This is a genomic window from Verrucomicrobium sp. GAS474, assembly GCF_900105685.1.
GTDB lineage: Bacteria > Verrucomicrobiota > Verrucomicrobiia > Methylacidiphilales > GAS474 > GAS474.
Window position 1 is genome coordinate 206,271 of sequence record NZ_LT629781.1, and the last position, 25,846, is coordinate 232,116.

Genomic DNA, 25,846 nt, shown 5'->3' on the forward strand with positions numbered 1-25,846 from the left:
TATGATGCGTTTCCTTTCGGAGCGGGTGAAGTCGGCGATTTTCGCCGCGGGTCTCGGTTGCTGTTTCATCTTCACCGGCATCGGGGCGGCCCTCGTCTCCTCGGCCCACGCCGAGACGAAGCCCCTCGATCTGGAGAACACCCTTTACCTCGACCTGAAGGACGGACGGGTCGTCATCGCGATGTATCCCGACCTCGCCCCGAAGCACGTCGCCCGGATCAAGGAACTGGTGCGGAAAGGCTTCTACGACGGCATCGTCTTCCACCGCGTGATCGAGAGCTTCATGGCCCAGACCGGCGACCCGACCGGCACCGGCAGCGGCGGGAGCGGCACCCGGATCCCGGCCGAGTTCTCCAGCAAGCCCTTCATTCGCGGCGCCGTCGGCATGGCCCGCTCGGCGAGCCCCGACAGCGCCGACAGCCAGTGGTTCATCTGCTTCAAGCCCTCCTTCTTCCTCGACAGCCAGTACACCCTCTGGGGCCAGGTCGTCCAGGGGATGGAATTCGTCGACAACATCACCCGTGGCGAGCCCCCTGCCAACCCGGACAAGATCGTCCGCCTCCGCGTCGCCGCCGACGTGAAGAACGAGACGGCTCCGGTGAGCGCCGCCCCCGCTCCGACGATGGCCCCGGTGCCCGCGCCCGCGCCGTCGCCGATTAAATAAGGGGGGATCGCAGGAGTGGGGCGGCCCTTCGGGACGGGGTACATCTCCCTGTACAGCTGGATGCCGGACGCGCGTTTAGAGATGCAAGAGGGGGCTGCGCCCCTCCTGCACCTCCCCCTCTGATAGGCCGTGGTGTAGATAAAGCGCGACCCAAGAGGCCTATCTTCCATAAGCCCGCTCTACTCCGCTGGATCTAACCTCCTTGAGAGCCGAGCCATGGGAAGGAGCATCCAAGGAGCAGCCCTATCTCCTCGGTGCTGAACCCCTGAAGATATCTCTCCCATACGATAGGAGTCAGGGCGTATGGGTACCGCTCCCCCTTCAGTACGTATCCTCGGGCGTACTGGAACCATCCGATTTTAATCCAGTGAGAAGACGAGGCGCAGGGGGAAACGCGTCCGCCTAGGTAAGGCCCTCAGAACAGGAGGTCACGGAGGGGCAAAGCCCCTCTGTGGCGTTAAAGCGGGTCGCCTCCAGCTGTACAGGGTTGACCCCGCAAGCCCCGGAGGGCGCCCCCCGTTCCGCGACCCCTTTCCCCGTGCGCTTTCCGCCGCCCGAAGCCGCGAAACCGAAGCCTCTTTTCTAGAAGGTTGTCACCACCCCAAAACCCCATTAGAGTAACCCCCTATGGCTCTCGATGACGTGCTTTTGGAAGGTGAAGAGAAGATGATCAAGGCGCTCGAATTCCTGAAGACGGAATTCGGCGGCGTCCGCACCGGCAAGGCTTCGCCCGACCTGGTGAACAACCTCACCGTCGTCGCCTACGATTCCCACATGAAGCTGAAGGAAGTCGCCGCCGTGACGACCCCCGATCCCCGCATGGTCATGATCCAGCCGTGGGACGCCGGGACCGTCGACGCCATCCGCAAGGCGATCGAGGAATCGAAGCTCGGCATCTCCCCCATCATCGACGGCAAGATCATCCGCCTCCCGATCCCCGCCCTCTCCGAGGAGCGCCGCAACGACCTCGTGAAGACCATCCGCAAGATGGCCGAGGAAGGCCGCGTCGCCCTCCGCGCCGTCCGCCGCATCGCCATCGACGAGGCGAAGAAGCTTCAGAAAGACGGCGACATCACCGAGGACGACCTGAAGGACGCCGAAAAGGAAGTCCAGAAGCTGACCGACCAGTATAACGGCGAAATCGACAAGGCTCTTGAAAGCAAGGAAGCCGAGTTGATGAAGGTGTAGGGTGGGGGGAGGCCTGTGCGCTTGGGAGAGGGAGCGCTTGGGGAAAGGGGTCGCGGAATGGGGAGCGCCCTTCGGGGCTTGCGCGGTCAACCCTGTACAGCTGGAGGCGATCCGCTTTATAGCCCAAGAGGGGCTTCGCCCCTCCTGGAACCTCCCCTTCGGAAGGCCTGAACTAGGCGGACGCGCTTGGGCGGCGCCTCGTCTCCGAACTAGATTAAAATCTGCTGCTTCCCGGAGCGTCCGAGGGTACGAACTATAGGGAGAGACGGGGCCAATACGCCCTGACTCCTATTGGGAGAGAAACGCTTGGGAGGAATCACGCGTCCTAGGGCTTGTGGAAGCGAAGAGGAGACGCTTCTTAAAGCACCTCTTTGTATCTATCCATCAACACCTTACATCGCACCCAGAACGTCACAGATTCAGCCTTGCAGGCCCGGAATGCGGCCCCTAGTACCATAGGACTCGCGATTTTTTCAGAATACCACCACTTTCAGCTGTTTTTCCCATGCCCAAACGCACCGATATCAAGTCGATCCTCCTGATCGGCTCCGGCCCCATCATCATCGGCCAAGCCTGTGAATTCGACTATTCCGGCGTCCAGGCCTGCAAGGCCCTGCGTGAGGAAGGCTATCGCGTCATCCTGGTGAACAGCAACCCGGCGACGATCATGACCGATCCCGAGTTCGCCGACCGGACCTACATCGAGCCGATCACCCCCGAGATCGTCGAGAAGATCATCGAGCGCGAGCGCCCCGACTGCCTCCTCCCCACGCTCGGCGGCCAGACGGCGCTGAACACGGCGATGTCCCTCTTCCACTCCGGCGTCCTCGAAAAATACAACGTCGAGATGATCGGCGCGAACGCCGACGCGATCCGCAAGGGCGAGGACCGGCAGCTCTTCAAGGACGCGATGCTGAAGATCGGCCTCGACGTCCCCCTCTCCGGCACGGCGCACAACATGGAGGAGGCCCGCAAGATCGCGACGGAGAAGATCGGCCGCTATCCCCTCATCATCCGCCCCGCCTTCACCATGGGCGGCACGGGCGGCGGCATCGCCTACAACAAGGAGGAGTTCGAGGCCATCGCCGCGAACGGCATCGCCCTCTCCCCCGTCTCCGAGATCCTGATCGAGGAATCGCTCCTCGGCTGGAAGGAATACGAGATGGAAGTCATGCGCGACCGCGCCGACAACTGCGTCATCATCTGTTCCATCGAGAACTTCGACCCGATGGGGGTCCACACCGGGGACAGCATCACCGTCGCCCCCGCGCAGACCCTCACCGACAAGGAATACCAGATCATGCGGGACGCCTCGTTCGCCGTGATCCGGGAGATCGGCGTCGAGACCGGCGGCTCGAACATCCAGTTCAGCGTCGATCCCGTCACGGGCCGGATGATCGTCATCGAGATGAATCCCCGCGTCTCCCGCTCCTCGGCCCTCGCGTCGAAGGCGACCGGCTTCCCCATCGCCAAGATCGCGGCGAAGCTCGCCGTCGGCTACACCCTCGACGAGATCCGCAACGACATCACCCGCGAGACCCCCGCCTGCTTCGAGCCGACGATCGATTACGTCGTCACGAAGATCCCCCGCTTCGCCTTCGAGAAATTCGTCGGCACCGACGTCACCCTCACCACGGCGATGAAGAGCGTCGGCGAGGCGATGGCCATCGGCCGCACCTTCCGCGAATCGTTCCAGAAGGCCCTCCGCTCCCTCGAAATCGGCGCATGGGGCTTCGGCGGCGGCAAGCTCGGCTGCACCACGATTCCCCCCGTCGACGAGATCCAGGCGAAGCTCGCCACGCCGAACGCCGAGCGCGTCCTCTATCTCCGCTACGCCTTCCTGGCGGGCTGGAGCGTCGAGAAGATCCACGCCGTCACGAAGATCGATCCCTGGTTCCTCGAACACCTCCAGGCCATCGTCGACGAGGAGAAGGCCCTCGCCGCCGACCAGAGCGACGCCGCGCTGACCAGCGCGAAGGAGAACGGCTTCTCCGACCGCCAGATCGCCGCGATCTGGGGCAAGACCGAGGCCGAGATCCGCGCCCGCCGGAAGAGCATCGGCCTCGTCGCCGCCTACCGCCTCGTCGACACCTGCGCCGCCGAGTTCGAGGCCTACACCCCCTACTTCTACTCCAGCTACGACCGCCTCGACGACGAGGCCCGCGTCGGCAAGGACGACAAGAAAAAGATCATGATCCTCGGCGGCGGGCCGAACCGCATCGGCCAGGGCATCGAGTTCGACTACTGCTGCGTCCACGCCGCCTTCTCGCTGAAGGACCTCGGCTTCGAGACCCTCATGGTCAACTCGAACCCCGAGACCGTCTCGACCGACTACGACACCTCCGACAAGCTCTTCTTCGAGCCCCTCACGCTCGAGGACGTCCTCAGCATCTACGAGCGCGAGAAGGTCTGGGGCGTCATCGTCCAGTTCGGCGGCCAGACGCCGCTGAACCTCGCCGCCGGGCTCCAGGCCAACGGCGTCAACATCATCGGCACCTCGGTCGAGTCGATCGACCGCGCCGAGGACCGGAAGCTCTTCTCCGAGATGCTCACCAAGCTCGGCCTCCTCCAGACGCCGAGCGCCATCGCCTCGAACGAGGAGGAGGCGATCGCGGGCGCCACGAAGGTCGGCTACCCCGTCCTCGTCCGTCCCTCCTTCGTCCTCGGCGGCCGCGCCATGCAGATCGTCTACAGCGACGAGGAGCTGCGCTACTACATGCGCAACGCCGTCGCCGCCTCTCCCGAGAAGCCGGTCCTCATCGACCGCTTCCTCAACGACGCCACCGAGGTCGACGTCGATTGCATCGCCGACGGCACCGACGCCGTCATCGGCGCGATCATGGAGCACATCGAGCAGGCGGGCGTCCACTCCGGCGACAGCGCCTGCATGATCCCCTCGCGGAACCTCTCCGAGGGAGTCCTCGCCGAGATCCGCCGGGCCACCATCTCGATGGCGAAGGAGCTCAATGTCCGCGGCCTGATGAACGTCCAGTTCGCCGTGAAGGACGAGAAGGTCTACGTCCTCGAGGTCAATCCCCGCGCCAGCCGCACCGTCCCCTTCGTCAGCAAGGCGATCGGCGTCCCGCTGGCGAAGCTCGCCGCGCAGATCATGGCCGGGAAGACGCTGAAGGAACTCGGCTTCCTCAAGGAAGTCATCCCCTCGCACTACTCGGTGAAGGAAGCCGTCCTTCCCTTCAACCGCTTCCCCGGCGTCGACATCCTCCTCGGGCCCGAGATGAAATCGACCGGCGAAGTCATGGGCATCGACGCCGACTACGCCCTCGCCTATGCCAAGACCCAGATGGCCGCCTCCTCGACCCTGCCGAAGAAGGGCAACGTCTTCGTCAGCGTCCGCGACGCCGACAAGCCCGCCGCCGTCGAGGTCGCCCGGAGCCTCGTGAAATCGGGCTTCACCGTCTACACCACCGGCGGCACCGGCGACGCCCTGGCGAACGCGGGCGTCACCTGCACCCGCCTCCATAAAGTCTCCGAAGGCCGCCCCAACGTCCTCGACATGCTGAAGAACGGCGAGATCGCCCTCGTCATCAACACCCCGGCGGGGAAGGTGGCGCGGGTCGACGAAGTCCGCATCCGCACGACGTCACTTAACGCCCGGGTCCCCGTCATCACGACGCTTGCCGCCGCGCAGGCTGCGGCGTTGGCGATTGAGACGCTGCAGGTGAAGCCGCTGACGGTGAAGTCCATCCAAGAGTATCACGGGATTCCTGATAGAAAGTAGTCCGATAAACAAGCGAGCTTGAGATAGCGCCGTCTTTCAAAGCGCCCTTTGGGGCGGGCGGGGTCGACCCTGTACAGGTGGATGTAACCCGCTTTATAGCCCAAGAGGGGCTTCGCCCCTCCTCGAACCTCCCCCTCGAAGGGCCTGAACTAGGCGGACGCGCTTTGGCGGCGCCTTGTCTCTTAACTGGATTAAAATCCGCTGCTTCCCGAGCGTCCGAGGGTACGTACTGAAGGGGTAGCGGTACCAATACGCCTAGACTCCTATTGGGAGAGAGAGCACGGGGAGAAGAACCAAAGAAATAGGTCTCTCCATTATCGCCTTAGCCCTCCGCCCGAGTCGTCAGGATCTTATACGCCCCGCCCAGTTTCACGAGGGTCAGGCCCGGGACCACTTTCTCGTAGGCCAGATGTTGATTGGCGACCAGGAAGAGGCGGCCGCGCGGGCGCAGGCTTTCCCAGGCTTTCTGGATGAAGAGTTGGCCGAGGCCGAGGTCGGTTCCCTTCCCGGAATGGAATGGCGGGTTCATCACGACCGTATTATAGATCGCCTCCACCTTCCGGCTCCGCAGGTCGTCCCACACGGCGTTGACCTTCTCCCCGTTGTTTCGGGCGCAGCAGGTGACGGCGCGCTGATCGATGTCAAAGGCGTCGATCTGGCGGATTCCCTGATGATCCCGCGCCAGCCGCGCCGAAAGGTAACCGAAGCCGCAACCGAAGTCGGCGACTCGCCCCGAGATGTCGTCGGGAAGATGATCCATCAACAAGCGGCTTCCGGGATCGAGCTGGTCCCAGCCGAAAATCCCCGGCACGGTCCACCATTCCCGCCCGCCGAGAACGAGGGGGCGCAACGCGAGATGGAGCTGCGCGGCCTCCACCTTCTGCCGGTCGGCCTCGGGCGCGGCGCCGGTCCAGGCGACCCGGCAATGGCTCTTGCCGACGCTCTCCACCGGGACGCCGAACGCCTCCAGCATGCCGCGCAGCCGGGTGCCGCCCGCATCGTTCGGGGCGACCGCCATGACGAAGCCCCGGGACCGGTCGAGCGCCAGGGCCAGCAGTCCCTCGACCTCCTCGTGCTGCTGGGGGCAGGTGACGAAGACCGCGTCGTAATCGCGCCCGATCTCGGCGACGTCGGAAACGACGCGATGGCCCTTCTTCTGCAGGGCCTCGGCGAAGTTCTTCCGGGGATGGTAGACATCGGCGGGGGCGTAGTCGGGCAGAGGCTCGCCGTAGAGCCACAGCGTCCGTCCGCGGGGGGCGGCGGTTTGCTCCAGGGCGTAGGCGAGGGCGATGGCGATCATCCGCCGATTGAAGACCACCCGCCCCGGACGAAAAGCTTAAAAGTCGGGAGCGAGGCCCGCGCCTCTCATTGCCGCTCGAGAATCCGGACCCGTTCCCGGCCCTCGCGCCCCGGGAAGGCCGTCGTCGGCACCCATTCCTCAAGCAGGCGGAAAACGGGTGAGAAGAGCCCGTCGAGTTCCTCCGGGGCGCTTCCGAAGGGCGGCCCGTCGTCGTGGCCGGGGGTCATGTAGAAAATCGCGAACAGCTTGCCGCCCGGCCTCAGCAGCGCCGCCGTCGCCCGCGCATACGCGGGGCGCTCCGAGGGAAGGATGGCGCAAAAGCACGTATGCTCGACGATCCAATCGAACGGCCCGCCCCATTCTGCCGGCATCGGATGAAGGAAATCGCCCTCCAGGAAACAGGGGCGCTCCGTCATTCCCGCTGAGGCCCCCCGCGCCTGCTCGACCGCCGTCGGCGCGAGGTCGAGCCCGGTGACCCGGGCCCCGGGCGCGGCGGCCAAGGCGCGGACCTCGTGCCCCCGCCCGCAGCCGGGCACCAGGATCGAGCCCGACATCGGATGCCGCGCCAGATAATCGACGAGCGGGGGCGCGGCGACGCCCTTGTCCCACGGCGTGTCGGCGGCCTCGTAGCGCGCCTGCCAGTCGGTCGGACTCGGGCTTGAACTCATCGCCTCCGTTCCGTGCGGCTCGCCAGCGCCGCCTCGTAACCGTCGGGCGCGGCGAGGGCCCGCATCCGGTAGAAGTTCCCGCCGCATTCGACCTCGTCGAGCCACCGCCCCTCGCCGACGACGGAGAAGGTGTCGAGCCCCCCGGCCAGGCCGGTGCCGAGTGCCTTCAGCACCGCCTCCTTCCGGGTCCAGAGGGAGAGGAAGGTCGCCTCGTCGGGGAGCTGCTCGAAGAACCGGCGTTCCTCGTTGGAAAAAAACCGGGTGGCGATCGCCTTGCAATCGCCCCGCCGCCGTCCGGCGCGCTCCACGTCGATGCCGATGGGGAGCCCCTCGGCGACGGCGATGAGGGCGAGGCCGTCGGTGTGGCCGTAGTTGAATTCGATGCGGCGTTCGGTCTCGGAGAGGAGGATCGGCTTGCCGCCGGGGGCCGTCCCGAGGGCGATCCGGGCGGGGCCGATGGCGAGGAGGCCGCCGAGGAGGCGGCGGAGGGCGAGGCGGGTGACGACGTAGCGGGCGCGCCCCGCCGGATCGGCGAAGGCGGACGCCCGCTCCCGCTCGGCGCCGGAAAGGGTCCCCTCCTCCACCTCGACGCTCTCGACGTCGGCCGTCGGCAGCGGAACGGCCCAGACGAGGGGCTCCCCGTTGGCGATCGTCAGGAGGTCAGGACGAGGGGCGGGATCTCGGTCGGAAAATTGTCTTGGAAGGAGAGAACCCACTCGTTCAGGTTGACCTTTTGGTTCCGCAAGGCGAGGAGAAAGGTCATCGGATAGAGGATATCGCCGGTCCGGGCATTGATCTGGAATTTATGGGGCAGGATCATGCCCGGCTTCCAGAACGATTCCGTGGTGTCGGCCATCGCCCCGCCCCGGGTGACGCGGCGGTAGGTGAGGTCGGCCCGCTGGCAGAAGCGTTCCAGCGTCGCGAGGTCGCCGCCGCCGGTCACCTTGCGGCTGTGGAGGACGAGGCTCGCCTTTTTTTTCTGGCTGAGGAGCTCGATGATGTCGATCTCGTCGGGGATGGCGCCGTCGGGGAGGAGGGAGGCCGCGGCCCGGTCGCAGGCCCGCAGCAGGGCGGCGAGGGCCTCGGGATCGAGGGTGCCGCCGATGGCGATGGAGGCCAGCGGGCGTTCGTCGGGAATCGGGTCGGAACGGCGGGAGGCGGTCATGGGGGAGGGCCATCCTACGATTGCCGGGCCGATCCGGCAAGCGGTTGCGGGTGACATTTTAGCTCCAAAAAGAATCAAAAAAGAATCGCCTTCCCCCATGGCCGATGAGGTACGCTGAATGCCGATGCCCGCCGAGGACCCCACCCAGACGCCGCCCGCGCCTTCGCTCCCATCCGAGGCCGCGTCGGTCACCGTCGCCTACCAGCTTCCCGGCCGGGCCGCCTCGCCCCAGCAGCAGCTCTTCCGCGACTGCTTCCTCGACCTCATGGAGAGCGAGGAGGCGATCCTCCCCTCGGCGGCGAGCCCCCTCGGGCGCCTCTGGCAGCTGATCCGTTCCCCCGACAGCACCCTCGACGAATGCGCCGAGGTGATCGCCCTCGATCCCGCGCTGACGGCCCGCGTCTTCCGCATCGCGAATTCCCCCCTGTACGGCGGCACCTCCTCGACGACGAAGGAGGCCGTCCTCCAGTTCGGCTATGCGCGGCTCCGCCAGTTCGTCTTCAGCGCCCAGATCATCGAACGCTTTTCCAAGATGGAGATGCCGCCCGGTTGGGAACATTTCTGGATCCGCAACGTCTTCTCCGCCCAGTTCGTCGAGCGGATCGCCGGGAAGTATTTCAAGACGACGGGATCGGAATACCTCGCCGGGATGCTCCACGACACGGGCTGGCTGATGCTCGCCTCGTTCTTCCCCGACGAGTTCCGCGCCGTGCTGGAAAGCCCGAACGAGGTGCCGCTGGAGCAGGCGGAGAAGGAGGTCTTCTCCTTCAGCCACGCCGACGCCTCCTCGCTGATCTGCGCGAAGTCCCACCTCCCCGCGCGGGTCGTCAACGCCGTCGCCGCCCACCACCATCCCCTTTCCCTTCCCGACGCCGCCACGCTGAAGAAGCCCGAGGAAAGCGAGACCCTGCTCGCCGTCCTCCTTTTCCTCTGCGACCGCCTGGCCGACGACATCTCCCTCCCCATCGGCGGCCGCAGCACCGGCCTCGCCCCGGAAGAAGTCCTGAGCGGCCCCGAATGGGACTGGCTCGACCGCTACGGAAAGAAGCCCGAGTTCCGCGCCATCGCCGAGGAAGAGTTGGATCGGGCGTATCAGGTCGGCGCGGTGTTCCTGGCGTAAGCCGCTTCGGCTTCGCCCGCGATGGGACGCGTGCGCTTGGCCGAACCGCACTCCCCTACCCCTCCTCCCCCCTCGACAACGGCAGCCGCAGCACGATCGTCGTCCCCTCCCCATACTTGCTCTCCGCCCAGACCTCTCCCGCGTGCATCTGCACGATATGCTTCACGATGGAAAGACCCAACCCCGTCCCGCCCATGTCGCGGCTGCGGGCCTTGTCGACGCGGTAGAAACGCTCGAAGATGTGGGGCAGGTCGGCGGGCGGGATGCCCGGCCCCCGGTCGGCGACCTCGATGCGGAGGCATTCCCGCTCCGGCTCGACGACGACGCGGAGGGTGATGGCGCTCCCCTCGCCCGAATACTTGATCGCATTGTCGAGGAGGTTGAAGAAGACCTGCTCCAGCCGGGAGGGATCGAACTCGATGGCGGGCACCTCGCCGGGACCGGCGTTCGCCGGGAGGACGATCGCGGCGGTCATCTTCTTGTCGGCGAGTTTCTCCTGGAAGTCGTCGACGACGTTCTGGAGGAACGGCCCGATGCGGAGGGAGACGGGATCGAGGGCGAGGCGGCGCGACTCGAGCCGGGCGAGGGTCAGGAGGTCGTCGACGAGGGCGTTGAGCCGCGTCGAGTGGCGCATCAGCGTGGCGAGGACCCGGTCGACCTCGCTGCGCGGGAGGTCGGGATGATCCATCAGGGTCTCCAGGTACCCGCGGAAGATCGAGAGCGGGGTGCGGAGCTCATGGGAGACGTTCGCTACGAATTCCCGGCGGACCTCCTCCAGCTGCTTCAGCCGGGAGATGTCGTGGAAGATGGCGACGACCTCGCGCCCCTCGCCCCGGTCGACGGGGACGGCGCTGATGTCGAAGAACCGGGGCGGCTCCTCCGGCCCGGCGGAGTGGAAGACGATTTCCCGTTCCCGGGGCTCGCCGGTCTGGAGGGTCTCCCCGACCAGCGTGTGGACCTCGGCGACGCGGATCACCTCGAGGACGCTCCGCCCGGCGGGATTCCCCCGGACGCCGAACTGGCGGCAGAAGGCGGCGTTCGCCTCGCGGATCCGGTGGTGGGCGTCGATGACAAGGACCCCCTCGACCATGCCGAGGAGGATCGCCCGGAGGTTCTTCTCCTCCTGCGCCCCCTGCTCCGCGATGTGGCGGTAGCGGTCGGTCAGCTGCTCCAGCGCGTTGGCGATCCGGAGGAACGACTGGGGCACCGAAGACGAATGGCCGTGGCGGAGCGACCCCGGCTTCCGCCCCTCGGCGAGGGCGACGAGGGTCGCCTCCAGGCGGCGGGCCGGGACGATCCAGCGCCGGTGGACGCCGAACCAGACGACCCCGCCGACGCAGAGGGTGAAAAGGAGATAACCGAGGAAGGAGGCGGCGTCCATGGGGGGATCCCTTGCTGCGGCCTTGGCCTTGGAATGGACCGGCGGTCAGCCAGCCCTAGGAGGCGCTCTCGCCGAGGATGCGGTAGCCGACGCCCCGGATCGTCTCGATGTAGGAGGCGGCGCGGCCGAGCTTCTCCCGGAGGCGGCGGACATGGGTGTCGACGGTGCGGGTGTCGATCACGCTCTCGTAACCCCAGACGTCGTTCAGGAGCCGTTCCCGGCCCTGGACGCGGCCCCGCCGTTCCATGAGGACGGCGAGGAGCTTGAATTCGGTCGCCGTCAGCTCGATGGCCTTCCCCTTCACCGTCACCTCGTGACGGGAGCGGTCGAGGAAGAGGTCGCCGAGGGTGAGGGGCTCCTCCTCGGGGGGCTTCTCCTGGCCGCGGCGGAGGACCGACTTCACCCGGAGGACGAGCTCGCGGGGGCTGAAAGGCTTCGCGACGTAGTCGTCGGCGCCGAGCTCGAGGCCGACGATGCGGTCGACCTCCTCGGTCTTCGCCGTGACCATGATGATCGGGATGGCGGCGGTGGTGTCTTCCTTCTTCAGCGCCTTGCAGACCTCGAGGCCGCTCATCTCGGGCAGCATGAGGTCGAGGACGATGAGGTCGGGCTTCTCCGCCTTGGCCTTCTGGAGGGCGATCGCGCCGTTCTCGGCGGCGGAAACGGCGTATCCGGCGGCCCGCAGGTTCATGCAAACCAGATCGAGAACATCGGCTTCGTCATCGACTACCAAGATTTTTTTAGCACTCGGGCTACTCATGTAGGGAGGAAAGGGCGAACCGGTTGGAGAACCAACTTATGCCCGTTACCTCTGGAGACTGGCAAGTCCTAAAGAGGGAAGCCGCATCGCGAGAGGACCGGCACAGAGAAGGAACGGGAAATAAAAAAGCGGATGTCCGGAAGGAGAAAACAGAGACAGAGGCCAGAAAGCCGCTGACTCTTCGGGTAGGCAGAGAAAACCGGACACCCGCTCTAGCAAACAATGCTGAAGGAATAGATGCCGCAAATCCCGTTTCGTTCAAAAAAAGAGACCAAGACCCCGGTTTTCCTCCTTTTTCCCCCTCTATTTCCCCCTTTTTACAGGGAAACCCAAAAGAGAGGAGGCCGGGGCGGCCCGGCCCGGTTTTCAGGCCGGTTTTTCAGTGTTTTTTCAGGGGTTTGGGGTGGTTTTCGGTTGTCGCCGGGAAGGCCTTTCGGCAAGCTTGCCCCTTCCCTATGGCCGAACCTGTTCTCACCACTCCCAGCGACGTCTACGATGCGTCGAAAATCACCAAACTCGAAGGTCTGGAGGCCGTCCGGAAGCGGCCCGGGATGTACATCGGCCACACCGACGAACGGGGCCTCCACCACTGCGTCTTCGAGGTCATCGACAACTCGATCGACGAGCACCTCGCCGGGTTCTGCAAGAAGATCGAGGTGACCGTCCACGTCGACGGCTCGATCACGATCCGCGACGACGGGCGCGGCATCCCGGTCGACATCAAGCCCGAGTTCAAGATGCCCGCCGTCGAGCTCGTGCTGACGAACCTCCACGCGGGCGGCAAGTTCGGCCAGGGCGCGTACAAGTATTCGGGCGGCCTCCACGGCGTCGGCGCGAAGTGCGTCAACGCCCTCTCCGAGTGGTTCGAGTGCGAGATCTCGCGCGACGGGAAGGTCTACCTCATCACCTTCGCCCAGGGCAAGACGGTGAAGAAGCTCGAGGTCATCGGCAAGTCGAAGACCACCGGCACCCAGATCACCTTCAAGCCCGACGCCGAGATCTTCACGATCACCCTCGAATTCAAGTTCGAGCTGCTGGCGAACCGCCTCCGCGAGCTCGCCTTCCTCAACCCCGGCCTCGAGATCATCCTCGGCGACGAGCGGGCCGCCGCCATCCCCGGCTCCCACGGCGAGGGCGAAATCGCCCCCGAGGGCGCGGGCCGCTTCGAGCGGTTCCTCTTCAAGAACGGCATCGAGGAATTCGTCAAGGAGTTCGCCAAGAACCGCCAGCCGATCCACCCGAAGCCGATCGTCGTCGCCAAGGAGCGGGACGAGATCATCCTCGACTGCGTCCTTCAATACAACGACGGCTTCACCGACCAGATCCTCTGCTACACGAACGGGATCCCGAACCCCGACGGCGGCACCCACCTCTCCGGCTTCCGCACCGCGCTGACCCGTTCGATCAACCAGTACGCAAAGTCGAACGGCCTCATCAAGGACAAGGATCCCGCCATCACCGGCGACGACGTCCGCGAGGGCCTCGTCTGCGTCCTCTCGCTGAAGCATCCCCACCCGAGCTTCGAGTCCCAGACGAAGGTGAAGCTCGTCAACACCGAGGTCGAGGGCGTCGTCGCCTCGTGCATCTACGAGGCCCTCATGTCGTTCTTCGACGCCAACCCGGCCGTCGCGAAGAAAGTCGTCGAGAAGGGCCTCACCGCCTCCCGCGCCCGCGAGGCCGCGCGCAAGGCCCGCGAGGTCGTCCGCAAGTCGGCCCTCACCGGCGGCGGCCTCCCCGGCAAGCTGGCCGACTGCTCCAGCCGCAACCCGGAAGACTCCGAAGTCTTCATCGTCGAGGGCGATTCCGCAGGCGGCTCCGCGAAGCAGGGCCGCAACCGGCAATACCAGGCGATCCTCCCGATCAAGGGCAAGATCATCAACGTCGAGAAGGCCCGCCTCGACAAGGTCCTCCAGAACGACGAAATCCGGACGCTGATCACCGCGATCGGCACCGGCATCGGCAACGGCGACGGCGAGGGCGCGTTCCAGATCGAGCGGCTGAAATACCACAAGATCATCATCATGACCGACGCGGACGTCGACGGCTCGCACATCCGCACGCTGCTGCTGACGTTCTTCTTCCGCCAGATGCCGGAGCTCGTCCGCAAGGGCTTCATCTACATCGCCCAGCCGCCCCTCTACCAGGTCACCCGCAAGAAGAAGGAACAGTACGTCGACAACGACCAGGAACTGAACCGGATGCTCATCGGCCTCGGCGCCGGCGAGGTGAAGATCGTCGACCTCAAGGCGAATAAGGAATTCAGCGAGAAGCACCTCACCGAGGTACTCGACCTCCTCGAGTCGCTCGACAAGTTCAAGAAGGCGATCGAGCGCCACGGCGGCGACTTCAACGCCTACATCGAGGCCGGCACCCACACCGGGAGCCACGTCGATCTCCCGAAGCACCTGGTAAAGATCCGGGCGGGGAACGAGGAATCGGTCCTCTACTTCCACGGCGAGGGCGACCTCGCCCGCTTCGCCGAGGAGAACGCCGACCTCCAGATCTTCGGCGCGCCCGCCCCCGTCGTCCCCGCCGAGGGCGAGGAGGCCGCCGCCGCCAAGCCGGAAAAGGCCGAGAAATCGGACAAGCCCCGCCGCCGCTTCATCCACGTCGAGCTGCACGAGAGCAAGGCCGTCGCCGAGATCCTCCACCGCCTCTCGCTGAAGGGCCTCGACATCGAGCACTACTCCGCGCAGGACCAGCCCCTCTACGAGCTCCTCGAAGGCAGCGGCGAGAACCAGCGCCGCAAGGCCCTCTTCTCGATCGCCGACATCCTCGACTCGATCAAGGAAGTCGGCCGGAACGGCCTTGAGATCAAGCGATTCAAGGGTCTCGGGGAAATGAACCCGAAGCAGCTCTTCGAGACGACGATGGACCCGCTCAAGCGCCGTCTCCTCAAGGTCGACATCACCGACGCCATCGAGGCCGAGGACATCTTCACCAAGCTGATGGGGGACGAGGTCGAACCGCGTCGCCGGTTCATCGAAGATAACGCCCTCAACGTGCGGAACCTCGACGTCTAACCGCTCAACCATCCAGGGCAATGCCTGACGGAGGGAACCAGGTCCTTTATATGGTCAGCGATGCGGGTCGCCGCATCACCATCAAGACCATTCCCATCCTCCATCAGACGGAGAAGATCGTCCACATGGCCGAGGGGGTCTTCCTCCCCGGCAACCTCGTGGCCAAGAAGATCCTCGTGAAGGGGATCGACCCGATCCCCCGCTCCGAAGAGGAAGCCGTCCGGGTCTACATCGCCGCGATGAAGCGGGTCCATGCCGACCTGGAGCGGGAACAGGAGAACATCCTGGAACAGATCGCGCAGGCGGAAGAGATCCTGAAGGGGATTCCGCCGGCGGCCGAGGGGGCGTAGAAGCCTTACGCTGCTTGAGAGCCCGATCTTCCTTATAGGGTCCGGTCCCGGAGGGATCGCAGCCGGTAGCCGGTGGTACCACCGGAAGGAAGCCGTTATTTCATTGCGCCCCGGAGCGGAGATCGCTTCCCGTTGGATATCGTCCGCTAGATCCCTTGTCCGCTTGGGAGGAACAATGCGTCCGAGTGCGGACGAAGCCGGAGCGCCTTTTAGAGCGGCAAGGACGAGCTCGACCGCTCCCCTCGACGCACTGGGTGCGGAGAGGCGCGGGAGGAGTGTTCCCGGCCCCCTCAAGGAGAGGCGGCTGGGAGGAAAATGAGAGCTTCTTCTTCCCCTCGAAAATCGAGGAAAAGAAGAAAGCTGAAGACGCCGTTCAACTCAATGAGCGGAAGCCGGGAAACCCGGAGAGTCAAAAAAGGGAATTTGAAGCGAGCGACACTCGTTTAAGTCCATTTTCGCGTTTCAGGAGAAACCCGAAAACGAACCGTAGCGTCACCCGAACGCCCATCGATCAAAAATCGATGAGCCGCCGACACCCGAAAGGAACCCGAATGGGATTCAAAAGAATCCCGGACAAACTCTTTTCGAGACACCAATCATATCCGACCGGTAGAACCAGCGGACACCCACCCTACCCCAAATGAGGTAATTTGGTTTGATTGGACAAGAACAGCAATCGGCGTTTTGCAACGCTGACCGCTTCCCCGGCAATCCCAGAATTTATTAAAAAGAAACGAATCTTATTCCACCCACTTTTCAGACTCGCCCCGGCAAGCCGGGGACGAGTCCTGAAGTGAAGAGAAAGAAGATTTACTTCTTCTTAACAACCTTCTTCGCGGGGGCCTTCTTCGCAGGGGCCTTCTTCGCGGGGGCGACTTTCTTGACGACCTTCTTGACGGCCTTAACGACCTTCTTGACGGCGGGTTTCTTAGCAACGGTCTTCTTCACAGCAGGTTTGGTAGCCATGGGCAGGTATATAAGAAAAAGAGAATAAAATAGGCAAGAATTATTTTATTAAATTCACTTCTTCGGTCGGCGATTAATCGCAGCGGATGAGAAATTACGGTCCGCCGCCTGTTCGTCCGCGGCACTACTTGTTCACAATCCTACTGAACCGGTACGCCAAAGGCAATATGCCGCGCACCCGCGGATTCACAGGCTTGGAGGACATCGATGACACGATTTTGCTTGGCTTTTGCGTTCGGGATCAGGACGACCGGCGCGTCCGAATTCTTGCCGAAAATTTCGCCCAATCTTTTTCTCAACGCGGGGAGCGCGGGATCGGTCGCCGCGTCGATCGGCATGCGGTTGAGGAAGACCTGTCCCGTCGCGTCGATCTCGATGCGGACCGCCGCGGCGTTCTCGGCGAGCTTCGCCTTCGCGCTCGCGGAGGCCGGCCCGGCGAGGCGGAGGGAGAGCTCCGATTCGGCGCCGCGGCCCGCCGCGATCACCATGAAGAAGAGGAGGAGAACAAAGAGGAGGTCGATGAGGGGGGCGATCTGCAGGCCGAACTCGCGGTCCTCGTCGTAGCGGCGGCGCAGCGATTGGGCGCGGTAGGTGCGGGGGAGCGCGGGGAAGAGGTCGAAGGCGGCGCCCTCCGCCGTCATCAGCACCCGGTCGGCCCGCGCGCGGAAGACGTAGTAGGCGACGAAGGCGGGAATCGCGGCGAGGAGGCCGCAGGCCGTCGAGGTGAGGACGGGGCCGATCGATCCGGCGAGCGGGACGAGGGACGATTCCTCGCCCGCCCCGGCGAAGCCCGCGAAGGCGCGCATGATCCCGACGACGGAGCCGGTGAGGCCGATGAGGGGGGCGAGGACGCCGATGAGGGAGAAGAGGAGGAGGGGGCGGCAGGCCAGGGACGACTGGCGGCGGCACGCCTCCTCGAGCCGCTCCGCCTTCGCGGCGGGATCGGAGGGACGGGGGGAGACCTCCATCTCGATCACCGTCTCGGCGACGGCGCAGAGGAAGGAGCTGCGGGGGCGGCAATAGGCGAGGGCCTCCTCGTGGCAGCCGGCCGCCAGGAGGGCGCGCAGATGGTTCCATTCCTCCTCCGGGACGATGCTGCGGGAACGGAAGCGGAGGAGGCACTCGACGGCCAGCGCCGTCGTCCCGGCGAGGAGGAGAAGGGAGATCCACGCCGTCGGCCCCGCGTGAAGCCAGAGGTCCCCGAAGGTTTCCCGCGCGGGGAGGAGGGCGCTGAGAGTCGGGGTGTCGGCAGGATCGCTCACGGGTAGTTTTGTTTAGGTCGAATCCGTATTCAGGACAAGAGTTGAAACCGCTTCGATGCGCCAGCACGAGGACGGATAGTTCCCCTCCGGTCTGATAGGCCTTGGTGCATGTAAGGCGCAACCCAAAAGGCCTGTCTCCCATAAGCCCGCTCTACTCCGCTGAATCTAACCTCGATGGGATGCCATGGCCTGGGGAGAGATGAGGGAACCGAAGTGGCCCTCTTCTTTTCAAAAGTTCCTCTTCACCCTACCGTCCCCGCATGCCCTCACCCGTTTTCTCCTCCCCCCGCCTCGTCCGCCAGATCGCCTTCCTCGCCGAGATCGACAAGCTGAAGGAGATCCTCCGGCAGAGCGTCGTCACGACGCGGGACGGCACGATCGGGCGGCGGGAGAACTCGGCCGAGCACTCGTGGCATCTCGCGATGCTCGCCGTGGTGCTGGCGGAGCATTCCCCCGTCCCGCTCGATCTCGGGAAGATCGTCAAAATGGTCCTCGTCCACGACATCATCGAGATCGACGCCGGGGACACCTTCATCTACGACACGGCGGGGAACGCCTCGAAGGCCGAGCGGGAACTCGCCGCCGCCGCCCGCCTCTTCCCCCTCCTCCCCGCCGACCAGGCCGCCGAGCTGCGGGCGTGGTGGGACGAGTTCGAGGCCGGAGAGAGCGCCGAGTCGAAAGCCGCCCAGGCCCTCGACCGGATGGCGGCCCTCCTCCAGAACCTCCACACCGAGGGAATCACCTGGCGGGAGCACGGCGTGACGAAGGCGCAGGTGCTGGAACGCAACGCCAAGATCGGCAAGGCATTCCCGGGGCTGTGGGAGGAAATCGTGCGCCAGATCGATTGGGCGGAGGCGCAGGGATGGCTGGCGTGACGGCCCCTACTTCCCGATACAAAACTTCAAGAACAACGCGTCGAGCACATCCTCGTTCGTCGTCTCCCCGACGACGGCGGCCAAGGCCGCTGCCGCTTCGCGCAGGGCGAGGCTGGTGAGCTCGGGCGGGTGCGAGGCCCCGAGCCCCTCCAAAGCCTTCCCAAAGGCCGCCTGGGCCGCGCGCAGGGCACCCTCCTGGCGCGTGTTGACGGTGAGCGGGTCGTCGTTCTCCGAAAGATTCGCGCCGAGGAGGAGGACTTCGATCCGTCGGGCGAGCTGGTCGAGGCCCGCGCCGGTGACGACGGAGACGGCGAGGTAGTCCTCGTTCTCCGGCGCGATGCCGAGGTCGGCCTTCGTGGCGACGGGGAGGATGACCTGCCCGGGATGAAGGCCCTCGGCGGGCATCGGGAAGTCGCGGGCCTCGCGCGGCACCGAGGCCTCGAAGAGGTGGAGGATGAGGTCGGCCCCCTCGGCGGCGCGGTGGGCGCGGCGGACGCCCTCGGCCTCGACGGCGTCGCCGGTCTCCCGGTGGCCCGCCGTGTCGAGGAGGCGGAGGCGGAGGGAGCCGACGCGGGCCTCGGTCTCGATCACGTCGCGCGTCGTCCCCGGGATGGGGGAGACGATGGCGCGGTCCTCGCGGAGGAGGGCGTTGAAGAGGCTCGATTTCCCCGCGTTCGGCGCGCCGACGAGGGCGGTGGGGATGCCCTGCCGCAGGATGCGGCCCAGCGGGGCGGTGGCGATCAGGCGGGCGACCTCGGCCTCGGCCTCCCGGACGCGGGCGGCGAAGGCGGCCCCGGTCTCGGGGGAGATATCCTCGTCGGGGAAATCGATCCAGGCCTCGAGGTTCGCGAGGAGGTCGATGATCCGTTCCCGGACGCCGCCGATCCGCTCCCCGAGGCGGCCCGCCCGCATTGCCTGGGCCCCGGCGATCTCACGGTCGGTCCCGGCGGCGAGGAGGTCGCCGATCGCCTCGGCCTGGGTGAGGTCGATCTTCCCGTTGAGGAAGGCGCGGCGGGCGAATTCCCCGGCGCGGGCGGAACGGACCTCCGGCCCGAAGGCGAGGCAGGCCGCGAGGAGGCGCGAGACGAGGAGGGGATTGCCGTGGCACGAGACCTCGACGAGGTCTTCCCCCGTGAACGAATGGGGGGCCTGCCAGAACGTCAGGACGACTTCGTCGAGGAGGCTGCCGTCGGCGGGAGAGAAGAGCTCCCGGTAATAAACCCGCTGGGGCTGCCACGGCACCGGCTTCCGCAGCAGCGTCCCGACGACGGCGCGGGCCTCCGGCCCCGAGACGCGGATCAGGGCGAGGGCCGAGGTGCCGGGCGGCGTGGCGGGGGCGATGATCGTGTCGGGGGACATTCCCTCCCAGTCTCCTCCGGTTTCCCGACGGCTTCAAACCGGAAACGAAAAAACCGCGCCCCTTGCGGGACGCGGTTTTTGGAATTCAGCGTGGAGACGCCGAAAGGCTTACTCGATCGGGGGGAGCTCCTGGGTGACAGGGGCGGCCTCGATGCGGCGCTCGGACTTGGCACCGCTGACGATGAGCTGGCGGCCCATGAAGTCGGAACGGTGGAGGGTAACGACGGCCTTCTTGGCGACCTCGAGGTCGGCCATCTCGACGAAGCCGAAGCCCTTCGAGCGGTTCGAGCGGCGGTCCATGACGAGCTCGACGTTGCGGACGCTGCCGACCTTGGAGAAGAGGTCGAAGATGTCGCTCTCGGCGGTCTCGTAGGCCAGGTTGCCGATGTAGAGGCGGGGAATCGTCACCGCATCGGGGTTGGCTTCTTCCAGCTCGGTCTTCTGCGGCTCGGCGTTGCGGGGGGCGCGGGGCTCACGCGGCTCGCGCTCTTCGCGCGGCTGGCGGGGGGCACGCTCCTCGCGGGGCTGGCGGGGGCCGCGTTCGGAACGTTCGCCACGCTCACCGCGGGGCTCGCGCTGCTTCTGCTCTTCGGCGCGGCGGAGGGTGGGATGCTCGGAACGGGGAGCGCGGGGCTCGCTGGAACGGGCGTCCTTCTTCTTGCCAAGGCCGAAGAGGCTCTTGATCTTGCACCAGAGGCCGCCGCCGGTCTTGGCACCGTCGCGCTTGCCGCCTTCGCGGGGGGCGCTGTCCTTGTTGAAGCTGTGGGAACGGCCGCCGCCCTGGGCGCCCTGACCGGCCTGATTGCCGCGACCGCCGCGACGACGCCGGCGACCACCGGAACGGGGGGAATAATCGGAACTCATTGTCTTATGTTTTCTTGTGTTGGATGAAGGCCTTTTTCAAAGCCCTCTCTCAAGCCGCAGGTCAGGATGGGGAGGAGGGGAACGGGAAACCGAGGCGGGAAGGGCCGTCCGCCCGGAAGGGGCGACGGCACGGGAGGAATCCCCGCGCTCTCTCTCGCGTCGTCGGTAGTCGCGACGCGTCGTTTCGTTCTCGTTCGTTTAGCTGCTCCGTCTCGTGTCCTCCGGCTGAATCAGGTAGCGTCCGTAGAGATAACCTCCCGCAGCGCCTCCAGCCAGTGGTCCGAGCCAATAAACGAAGTGTTCGACGATCGCCGCCCAGGAGCGCAGGGAACCCGACGCGATGGCCGGACCGAAGACGCGCGCGGGGTTCATCGCCGCGCCCGTCAGGGGGAAGGCGGCAAGAACGCCGAGCGTCACGGTCAGGCCGATCGCCAAGCCACCCAGACGGGGGGCGCGGGAATCGACTGCGGTACCGAAGACGACGAAGACCAGGAAAAACGTCGTTATGGCTTCCAGGAAAAAACCCTGGAACCACGTGACCTGAAGCGTGGGGGTGCCCTTCAATACCGCGACGTCGCCAAAAAGATATTTGGCGGCGAAGCCGGCAAGGACGGCTCCCGTAAGCTGGGCAATCCAGTATCGGAGCGCTTCGGGGCCGCGGATCTTACCCGCAAGCCAGACGCCCAATGTGATGGCTGGATTCAGTTGCCCGCCTGAGATGGCTGCTGTCGCGGAGACAAATACGGCGACCGTCAGCCCGTATGCGAGGGAGACCAATAGCAGGTCGCCCCCAAACGGCTGATTGGATATCGCCCCGATGCTGACGAATGTCAGAGCAAAGGTGCCAATCGCTTCAGCAATGTAAGCCTTCATCAAGTTTAGGAACCTTAAGTTTTAGGGAGAATCCCAGGGTGTGGCAATGACCATTTTCCCTCATTCCCCAGGGGAAAGGGCGGGCGGCGGAGGGGAAAACGGCCCGCAGGGAGGCCGGAAGGGGGCGCCTAGGCGCGGACCTGGACGGCACCGGGGACTTCCATCATGAACCGGGGAATCCGGATAAGGAAGCCCTCGCCCCGCTCGCCGGAGGCGAGGTAGGCGCCCTCGGCGCTGCTGCTGCCGGAGACGAGGTGGTAGCTGCTGTAGTGGAAGCTCTCTCCGGGGGCGAGGCGGGGGAATTCCCCGGCGACGCCGTCGCCTTCGTGGATGGAGACCTCGTCGCGCGTGTCGCGGACGACCCACTTCCGGCCCTTCAATGTCACAATTTCTTCCGATTCGTTGTGAATCGTAATATGGTAGATGAAGGCGTAGGGACGTTCCGGGGTCCCGTCGAATACGGTGCTGAGTTCAAGGCGGTCGAGGGCGACGCGCACTTCGGGGAGTTCTCGGAGGGCAACCGGCACGTCGGATTTTAAAACGGGATTTTCGTAAAAGGCAAAACAAACCATGTCCGCATCAATGCAGATTTCAGCAAAGCATATTTACCTACAGACAGCGCTGGAAGATCGTCCCGCCTTGCCCGCCCCCGTCGCCCTCACCATCGCCGGATCGGACAACAGCGGAGGCGCGGGCCTCCAGGCCGATCTCAAGACGTTCGCCGCCTTCGGCCTCTTCGGGACGACGGCGGTGACCTGCGTCGTCGCCGAGCATCCGGGCCGCGTCTCGCGGATCGACGCGCTGCCGCCCGCCTCGGTCGCGGAGCAGATCGCGCTGACGGCAGAGGCCTATCCCGTCGCGGCGGTGAAGACGGGGATGCTCTACTCGACGGAGATCATCGAGACGGTCGCCGCGACGCTCGCCGCCAAGCTCGCCCGCGTCCCCCTCGTGATCGATCCGGTGATGGTCGCCAGCAGCGGGGCCGTGCTGCTGAAGCCCGAGGCGATCAAGACCTTGAGGACGCGCCTCCTCCCCCACGCCGCGCTGGTGACGCCGAACCGGGACGAGGCGGAACTCCTCCTCGGAGGGGGAAAAAAGATCACCGATCCCGAATCGCTTCGCGAAGCGGCGCGGGAACTGGCGCTCCGCTTCGGCGTCCCCTTCCTCGTGAAGGGGGGTCACCTGCGCGGCGAGGAGGCGATCGATATCCTCCATGACGGCACGGAGGAACGCCATTATCTCGCGCCGATGCTTGCGGGGGTGAACCCGCACGGCACCGGCTGCACGTTCTCCGCCGCCGTGGCCGCAGGACTGGCGCGGGGCGTCGCGCTACCGGAGGCGGTGGCGGCGGGGAAACGCTTTATTTCCCGGGCGATCGGGGGGCGGTTTTTGTACGGGCAGGACGGGGCGGGGAAGCCTTATCAGCTTTTGAACCACTTCGTTTCTTCGGCGGAGTAGCTTCCTTCGGGGCACGCGGAATCCGATAGGGCTTTCCCTTCGCTGGAGCGGCCTTGTCGACGACCTCGGGCTCGCCCATTCGCTTCTCGCGGAGGCGGTCGGAGACCATGTCGATGAAGAGGTCGTAGATCGTGGAACGGCGTTCGGCGAAAACGCAGCCGATGATGCGGCGTCCGTTTTCCACCTCGTATTGATAGATGACCCTGTAGCTCCCGACACGGAGGCGATGGTAGCCTTCGAGTTCGCCTTGCAGGGCCTTGGTCTCACCCTTCTCCTCCCTCAGGTTGCGAATCGCCTCGCGCATCCGGTGACGCGGATCGGGCGGGAGCCGCCGGAGGAAGTCGACGACCTGTTCCCGCAGCCTGACTTCAATCGAGCTCATCGAGGACCGAGAGGGGATACCACTTGCCCTTGCCCGCCTCATGATCCCGGATCGCCTTCATCGCGGCGGGATTGCCGAGGATCTCGATGGTCTCGTAGAGCGCCTCGAGCTGGTCCTTGGAGACAAGATAGGCCACGGCGCGATCATGCCGGGTGAGGGCGACGGGGGCGTCGTGCGCGGCGAGGTCGCGGAGAAGCTGCGGGAGCTTCGCCTGGGCCTCGGTGACGGAATACATAGTTTCCATGATGAAACTATGTAGAATTCTATTTCTGCTGTCAAGACGCTCTGTGGTGGGAGGTGTGGCTTTTTTTGAGGAAAAGGGGGCGCGGGATGGGGGATGCCCTTCGGGACTTGCGCGGTCAACCCTGTACAGCTGGAGGCGATCCGCTTTATAGCCCAAGAGGGGCTTCGCCCCTCCTGGAACCTCCTGTTCTGAGGGCCTTAGCTAGGCGGACGCGCGTTGGCGGCGCCTCGTCTCGGAACTGGATTAAAATCGAATGGTTCCTGGAGCGCCCGAGGGTACGAGCAATAGGGATAGATGGGGCCAATACACCCAGACTCCTATTGGGAGAGAACGCTAGTTCAGCAGCCGATACCAATTATCTCGCTGCCGGGCTTCATACCCGGCCTCGCGGATGAGGCGGGTCATCTCGGCGACGGTGAGGCGGAAGCTGGTGCCAGCGGAGGAGACGACGTTCTCCTCCATCATGATGCTGCCGAAGTCGTTCGCGCCGAACTGGAGGGCGACCTGGCCGATCTGCGGTCCCTGCGTCACCCAGCTCGACTGGATGTTGGGGATGTTGTCGAGGAAGATGCGGGAGAGGGCCTGCATGCGGAGGTACTCGTGGCTGCCGACGGGCTCGGCCTTCAACACGGTGTTGTCGGGCTGGAAGGTCCAGCAGATGAAGGCGGTGAACCCGCCGGTCTCGTCCTGCTGGTCGCGGAGGAGGCGGAGGTGCTCGATCCGGTCGTCGACCGACTCGACGTGTCCGAACATCATCGTGGCGCTCGAATTGAGACCGTGGCGGTGGGCGATCCGCATGACGTCGAGCCACTGGGAGCCGGTGCACTTCCGGGGGGAGATGCGGTTGCGGATCGCGTCGACGAGGATCTCGCCGCCGCCGCCGGGGATCGAGCCGAGGCCCGCCTCCTTGAAGCGGACGATGACCTCCTCAAGCGGCATGTTGAAGACCGAGGCGAAGTGATTGAACTCGGGCGGCGAGAAGCCGTGGATGTTGATCGTCGGATGGTTCGTCCGGATGTGGTTGAGGAGCTCGAGGTAGTAATCGATCTTCAACCCCGGATGGTGGCCGCCCTGCATCAGGATCTGGGTGCCGCCGATCGCCTCCAGCTCGCGGATCTTCTGGGAGATCACCTCGGGCGGGAGGACGTAGTGGTCGGCATCCTTCTCGGTCCGGTAGAAGGCGCAGAACTTGCAGTAGACGTCGCAGACGTTCGTGTAATTGATGTTCCGGTCGACGATGTAGGTGACGATCTCGTTGCCCCGGCCGTCGTAGGCGGGCTGCTGGATCTGGCGGCGTCGGGCGTCGGCCAGGAGGGCCAGCTCGGCCAGGGGGGCGTGGTAGAGCTCGCGCGCCTCGGCGGGGCTGATCCGCTCGCCGTTGAGCACTTTTTCTTTCGCTTCGGAATCGATGAGGGATTGAATCATATCCAGACCGGTGTGGGTTCTTCCGCCGGGAGGGGCGTTCCCGGCAGACTTCGAGCATAGCGGGCGAAGAGCAAAAGACCCGCTTTTTCCTCGTCGCCCAAATGGGGGTGAATATTTTCGGTGAGGTAACGAAGCTCGGCCTCGTCGCGGGCGATCCGGGGCAGTGCGGCGAGGCCCCGCTCCTTCACGCCGCGGAGGAACGGCCCCAATTCGGGCTGCCGTTCGGCGACCTCCCGCCGCACGACCCAAGCGGCGTAGACGAAGGGGAGGCCGGTCCACCGTTTCCAGAGGAGGCCGAGGTCGATCACGGCCCGGTCGGGATTCTCCTGGCGGAAACGGATCGCCGGATCGCCGATCAAGAGGCGGGCGTCGGCATCCTCATAGGGGCCGACGTACTTCGGACGGGTGCCGCATCCGATCTCGGCCAACACCCGCGTGAGGAGGACCGAGGTGCGGGAGTCGGGATCGAGGGAGATCGTCCACAGGGGGCGGAGGACTTCGAGCCCGTTCCCCTCCCCCTCGTTCTGCGGCGGCCAATCGGGGATCAGGATGACGCTGTAGACCTCCCCGCGCGAGGCGACGGCGACGTCGTCGACCAGGGCATAGGCCGCCGGATCGCGGAGGTATTCGGCAATGGGGACCAGGGCGGCGTCGAGGCGGCCCGCGGCGAGCTCCTCGGCGAGGCGGGCCGGGACCAACGTCGTCGGCGCGGGATCGAGCCCCTCAATCAACGCCGCAACGTTGCGGTAAGGGACGGAGCCGAGGCGGGGAGCGGCCATC

Annotated in this window: 24 protein-coding genes; 8 read left to right on the forward strand and 16 right to left on the reverse strand. The window is 65.4% G+C overall.

The genetic code is table 11. The annotated features are described in order from the left end of the window. Nucleotide 1: 1 nt before the first annotated feature. From BLU04_RS00905 to carB, 3 genes are all read left to right on the forward strand, one after another. On the forward strand, nt 2-664 hold the full coding sequence (locus BLU04_RS00905) for a peptidylprolyl isomerase (protein ID WP_231964883.1): 663 nt from the start codon (nt 2-4) through the stop codon (nt 662-664). A gap of 627 nt (nt 665-1,291) precedes the next feature. Beyond that, complete coding sequence (gene frr, locus BLU04_RS00910; protein ID WP_093281037.1) at nt 1,292-1,852, forward strand: ribosome recycling factor; 561 nt, start codon at nt 1,292-1,294, stop codon at nt 1,850-1,852. 505 nt (nt 1,853-2,357) lie between these two features. Then, nucleotides 2,358-5,591 (forward strand): carbamoyl-phosphate synthase large subunit, encoded by a 3,234-nt coding sequence (gene carB, locus BLU04_RS00915; protein ID WP_093281040.1) that lies wholly within the window; start codon nt 2,358-2,360, stop codon nt 5,589-5,591. Nucleotides 5,592-5,913: 322 nt separating this feature from the next. On the opposite strand, the gene BLU04_RS00920 is transcribed toward carB, so the two are convergent. From BLU04_RS00920 to BLU04_RS16180, 4 genes are read right to left on the reverse strand one after another with little or no spacing between them, the layout of a single operon-like run. After that, a complete protein-coding gene (locus tag BLU04_RS00920) occupies nt 5,914-6,909 on the reverse strand; it encodes a methyltransferase (protein ID WP_162274605.1) in 996 nt (331 codons plus the stop codon). Between the two features lie 47 nt (nt 6,910-6,956). Then, complete coding sequence (locus BLU04_RS00925) at nt 6,957-7,559, reverse strand: methyltransferase domain-containing protein (RefSeq protein WP_093281045.1); 603 nt, start codon at nt 7,557-7,559, stop codon at nt 6,957-6,959. After that, nucleotides 7,556-8,275, reverse strand: coding sequence for a 4'-phosphopantetheinyl transferase superfamily protein (locus BLU04_RS00930; protein WP_157895004.1), 720 nt, complete (start codon nt 8,273-8,275; stop codon nt 7,556-7,558). Before BLU04_RS00930 ends, BLU04_RS00925 begins: the two co-directional genes overlap by 4 nt. After that, on the reverse strand, nt 8,212-8,724 hold the full coding sequence (locus BLU04_RS16180; RefSeq protein WP_157895005.1) for a hypothetical protein: 513 nt from the start codon (nt 8,722-8,724) through the stop codon (nt 8,212-8,214). The genes BLU04_RS00930 and BLU04_RS16180 overlap by 64 nt, the downstream gene beginning before the upstream one ends. A 118-nt stretch (nt 8,725-8,842) precedes the next feature. Here BLU04_RS16180 and BLU04_RS00935 point away from each other — a divergent pair, with 118 nt between their 5' ends. Then, complete coding sequence (locus BLU04_RS00935) at nt 8,843-9,844, forward strand: HDOD domain-containing protein (protein ID WP_093281050.1); 1,002 nt, start codon at nt 8,843-8,845, stop codon at nt 9,842-9,844. 55 nt (nt 9,845-9,899) lie between these two features. Here BLU04_RS00935 and BLU04_RS00940 read toward each other — a convergent pair whose 3' ends face one another. Both BLU04_RS00940 and BLU04_RS00945 read right to left on the reverse strand, forming a co-directional pair. Then, a complete protein-coding gene (locus tag BLU04_RS00940) occupies nt 9,900-11,225 on the reverse strand; it encodes an ATP-binding protein (RefSeq protein ID WP_093281052.1) in 1,326 nt (441 codons plus the stop codon). 55 nt (nt 11,226-11,280) lie between these two features. Further along, complete coding sequence (locus BLU04_RS00945) at nt 11,281-11,985, reverse strand: response regulator transcription factor (protein ID WP_093281055.1); 705 nt, start codon at nt 11,983-11,985, stop codon at nt 11,281-11,283. 455 nt (nt 11,986-12,440) lie between these two features. On the opposite strand from BLU04_RS00945, the gene gyrB reads away from it, so the two are divergent. Next, nucleotides 12,441-15,008 (forward strand): DNA topoisomerase (ATP-hydrolyzing) subunit B, encoded by a 2,568-nt coding sequence (gene gyrB / locus BLU04_RS00950; protein WP_093281057.1) that lies wholly within the window; start codon nt 12,441-12,443, stop codon nt 15,006-15,008. Nucleotides 15,009-15,028: 20 nt separating this feature from the next. Then, nucleotides 15,029-15,358, forward strand: a complete 330-nt coding sequence (locus BLU04_RS00955; RefSeq protein WP_093281060.1) for a hypothetical protein — start codon at nt 15,029-15,031, stop codon at nt 15,356-15,358. Nucleotides 15,359-16,168: 810 nt separating this feature from the next. On the opposite strand, the gene BLU04_RS00960 is transcribed toward BLU04_RS00955, so the two are convergent. Together BLU04_RS00960 and BLU04_RS00965 are read right to left on the reverse strand one after the other, a co-directional pair. Next, nucleotides 16,169-16,306, reverse strand: a complete 138-nt coding sequence (locus BLU04_RS00960) for a hypothetical protein (protein ID WP_197672990.1) — start codon at nt 16,304-16,306, stop codon at nt 16,169-16,171. 158 nt (nt 16,307-16,464) lie between these two features. Beyond that, nucleotides 16,465-17,586 (reverse strand): MotA/TolQ/ExbB proton channel family protein, encoded by a 1,122-nt coding sequence (locus BLU04_RS00965; protein ID WP_093281062.1) that lies wholly within the window; start codon nt 17,584-17,586, stop codon nt 16,465-16,467. Between the two features lie 260 nt (nt 17,587-17,846). On the opposite strand from BLU04_RS00965, the gene BLU04_RS00970 reads away from it, so the two are divergent. Then, nucleotides 17,847-18,461, forward strand: a complete 615-nt coding sequence (locus BLU04_RS00970; RefSeq protein WP_093281065.1) for an HD domain-containing protein — start codon at nt 17,847-17,849, stop codon at nt 18,459-18,461. Between the two features lie 6 nt (nt 18,462-18,467). On the opposite strand, the gene mnmE is transcribed toward BLU04_RS00970, so the two are convergent. The 4 genes from mnmE to BLU04_RS00990 all read right to left on the reverse strand — a co-directional run bounded on the left by mnmE (nt 18,468) and on the right by BLU04_RS00990 (nt 22,084). Then, nucleotides 18,468-19,820, reverse strand: coding sequence for a tRNA uridine-5-carboxymethylaminomethyl(34) synthesis GTPase MnmE (gene mnmE, locus BLU04_RS00975; RefSeq protein WP_093281068.1), 1,353 nt, complete (start codon nt 19,818-19,820; stop codon nt 18,468-18,470). Between the two features lie 108 nt (nt 19,821-19,928). Continuing rightward, the gene (locus tag BLU04_RS00980) at nt 19,929-20,684 is read right to left on the reverse strand and encodes a hypothetical protein (protein ID WP_093281071.1); all 756 of its coding nucleotides are present in this window, start codon (nt 20,682-20,684) and stop codon (nt 19,929-19,931) included. A 198-nt stretch (nt 20,685-20,882) separates the two neighbouring features. Next, nucleotides 20,883-21,557 (reverse strand): aquaporin, encoded by a 675-nt coding sequence (locus tag BLU04_RS00985; RefSeq protein WP_093281072.1) that lies wholly within the window; start codon nt 21,555-21,557, stop codon nt 20,883-20,885. A 128-nt stretch (nt 21,558-21,685) separates the two neighbouring features. Next, nucleotides 21,686-22,084: an ApaG domain gene (locus BLU04_RS00990; protein ID WP_157895006.1), complete on the reverse strand. Its 399-nt coding sequence runs from the start codon at nt 22,082-22,084 to the stop codon at nt 21,686-21,688. Between the two features lie 112 nt (nt 22,085-22,196). On the opposite strand from BLU04_RS00990, the gene thiD reads away from it, so the two are divergent. After that, nucleotides 22,197-23,015, forward strand: coding sequence for a bifunctional hydroxymethylpyrimidine kinase/phosphomethylpyrimidine kinase (gene thiD / locus BLU04_RS00995; protein ID WP_231964884.1), 819 nt, complete (start codon nt 22,197-22,199; stop codon nt 23,013-23,015). On the opposite strand, the gene BLU04_RS16185 is transcribed toward thiD, so the two are convergent. The 4 genes from BLU04_RS16185 to BLU04_RS01010 all read right to left on the reverse strand — a co-directional run bounded on the left by BLU04_RS16185 (nt 22,918) and on the right by BLU04_RS01010 (nt 25,845). Then, entirely contained in the window at nt 22,918-23,397 is a 480-nt protein-coding gene (locus BLU04_RS16185; protein ID WP_157895007.1) for a hypothetical protein, read from the reverse strand. The two genes, thiD and BLU04_RS16185, sit on opposite strands and share 98 nt — an antisense overlap. Further along, entirely contained in the window at nt 23,384-23,641 is a 258-nt protein-coding gene (locus tag BLU04_RS01000) for a type II toxin-antitoxin system Phd/YefM family antitoxin (RefSeq protein WP_093281080.1), read from the reverse strand. The genes BLU04_RS16185 and BLU04_RS01000 overlap by 14 nt, the downstream gene beginning before the upstream one ends. A 333-nt stretch (nt 23,642-23,974) precedes the next feature. Beyond that, nucleotides 23,975-25,066, reverse strand: coding sequence for a cyclic dehypoxanthinyl futalosine synthase (gene mqnC / locus BLU04_RS01005; RefSeq protein ID WP_093281082.1), 1,092 nt, complete (start codon nt 25,064-25,066; stop codon nt 23,975-23,977). After that, nucleotides 25,063-25,845 carry a menaquinone biosynthesis protein gene (locus tag BLU04_RS01010; RefSeq protein WP_093281085.1) on the reverse strand — a complete coding sequence of 261 codons (783 nt, stop codon included), beginning with the start codon at nt 25,843-25,845 and terminating at the stop codon, nt 25,063-25,065. The genes mqnC and BLU04_RS01010 overlap by 4 nt, the downstream gene beginning before the upstream one ends. Nucleotide 25,846: the final 1 nt, after the last annotated feature.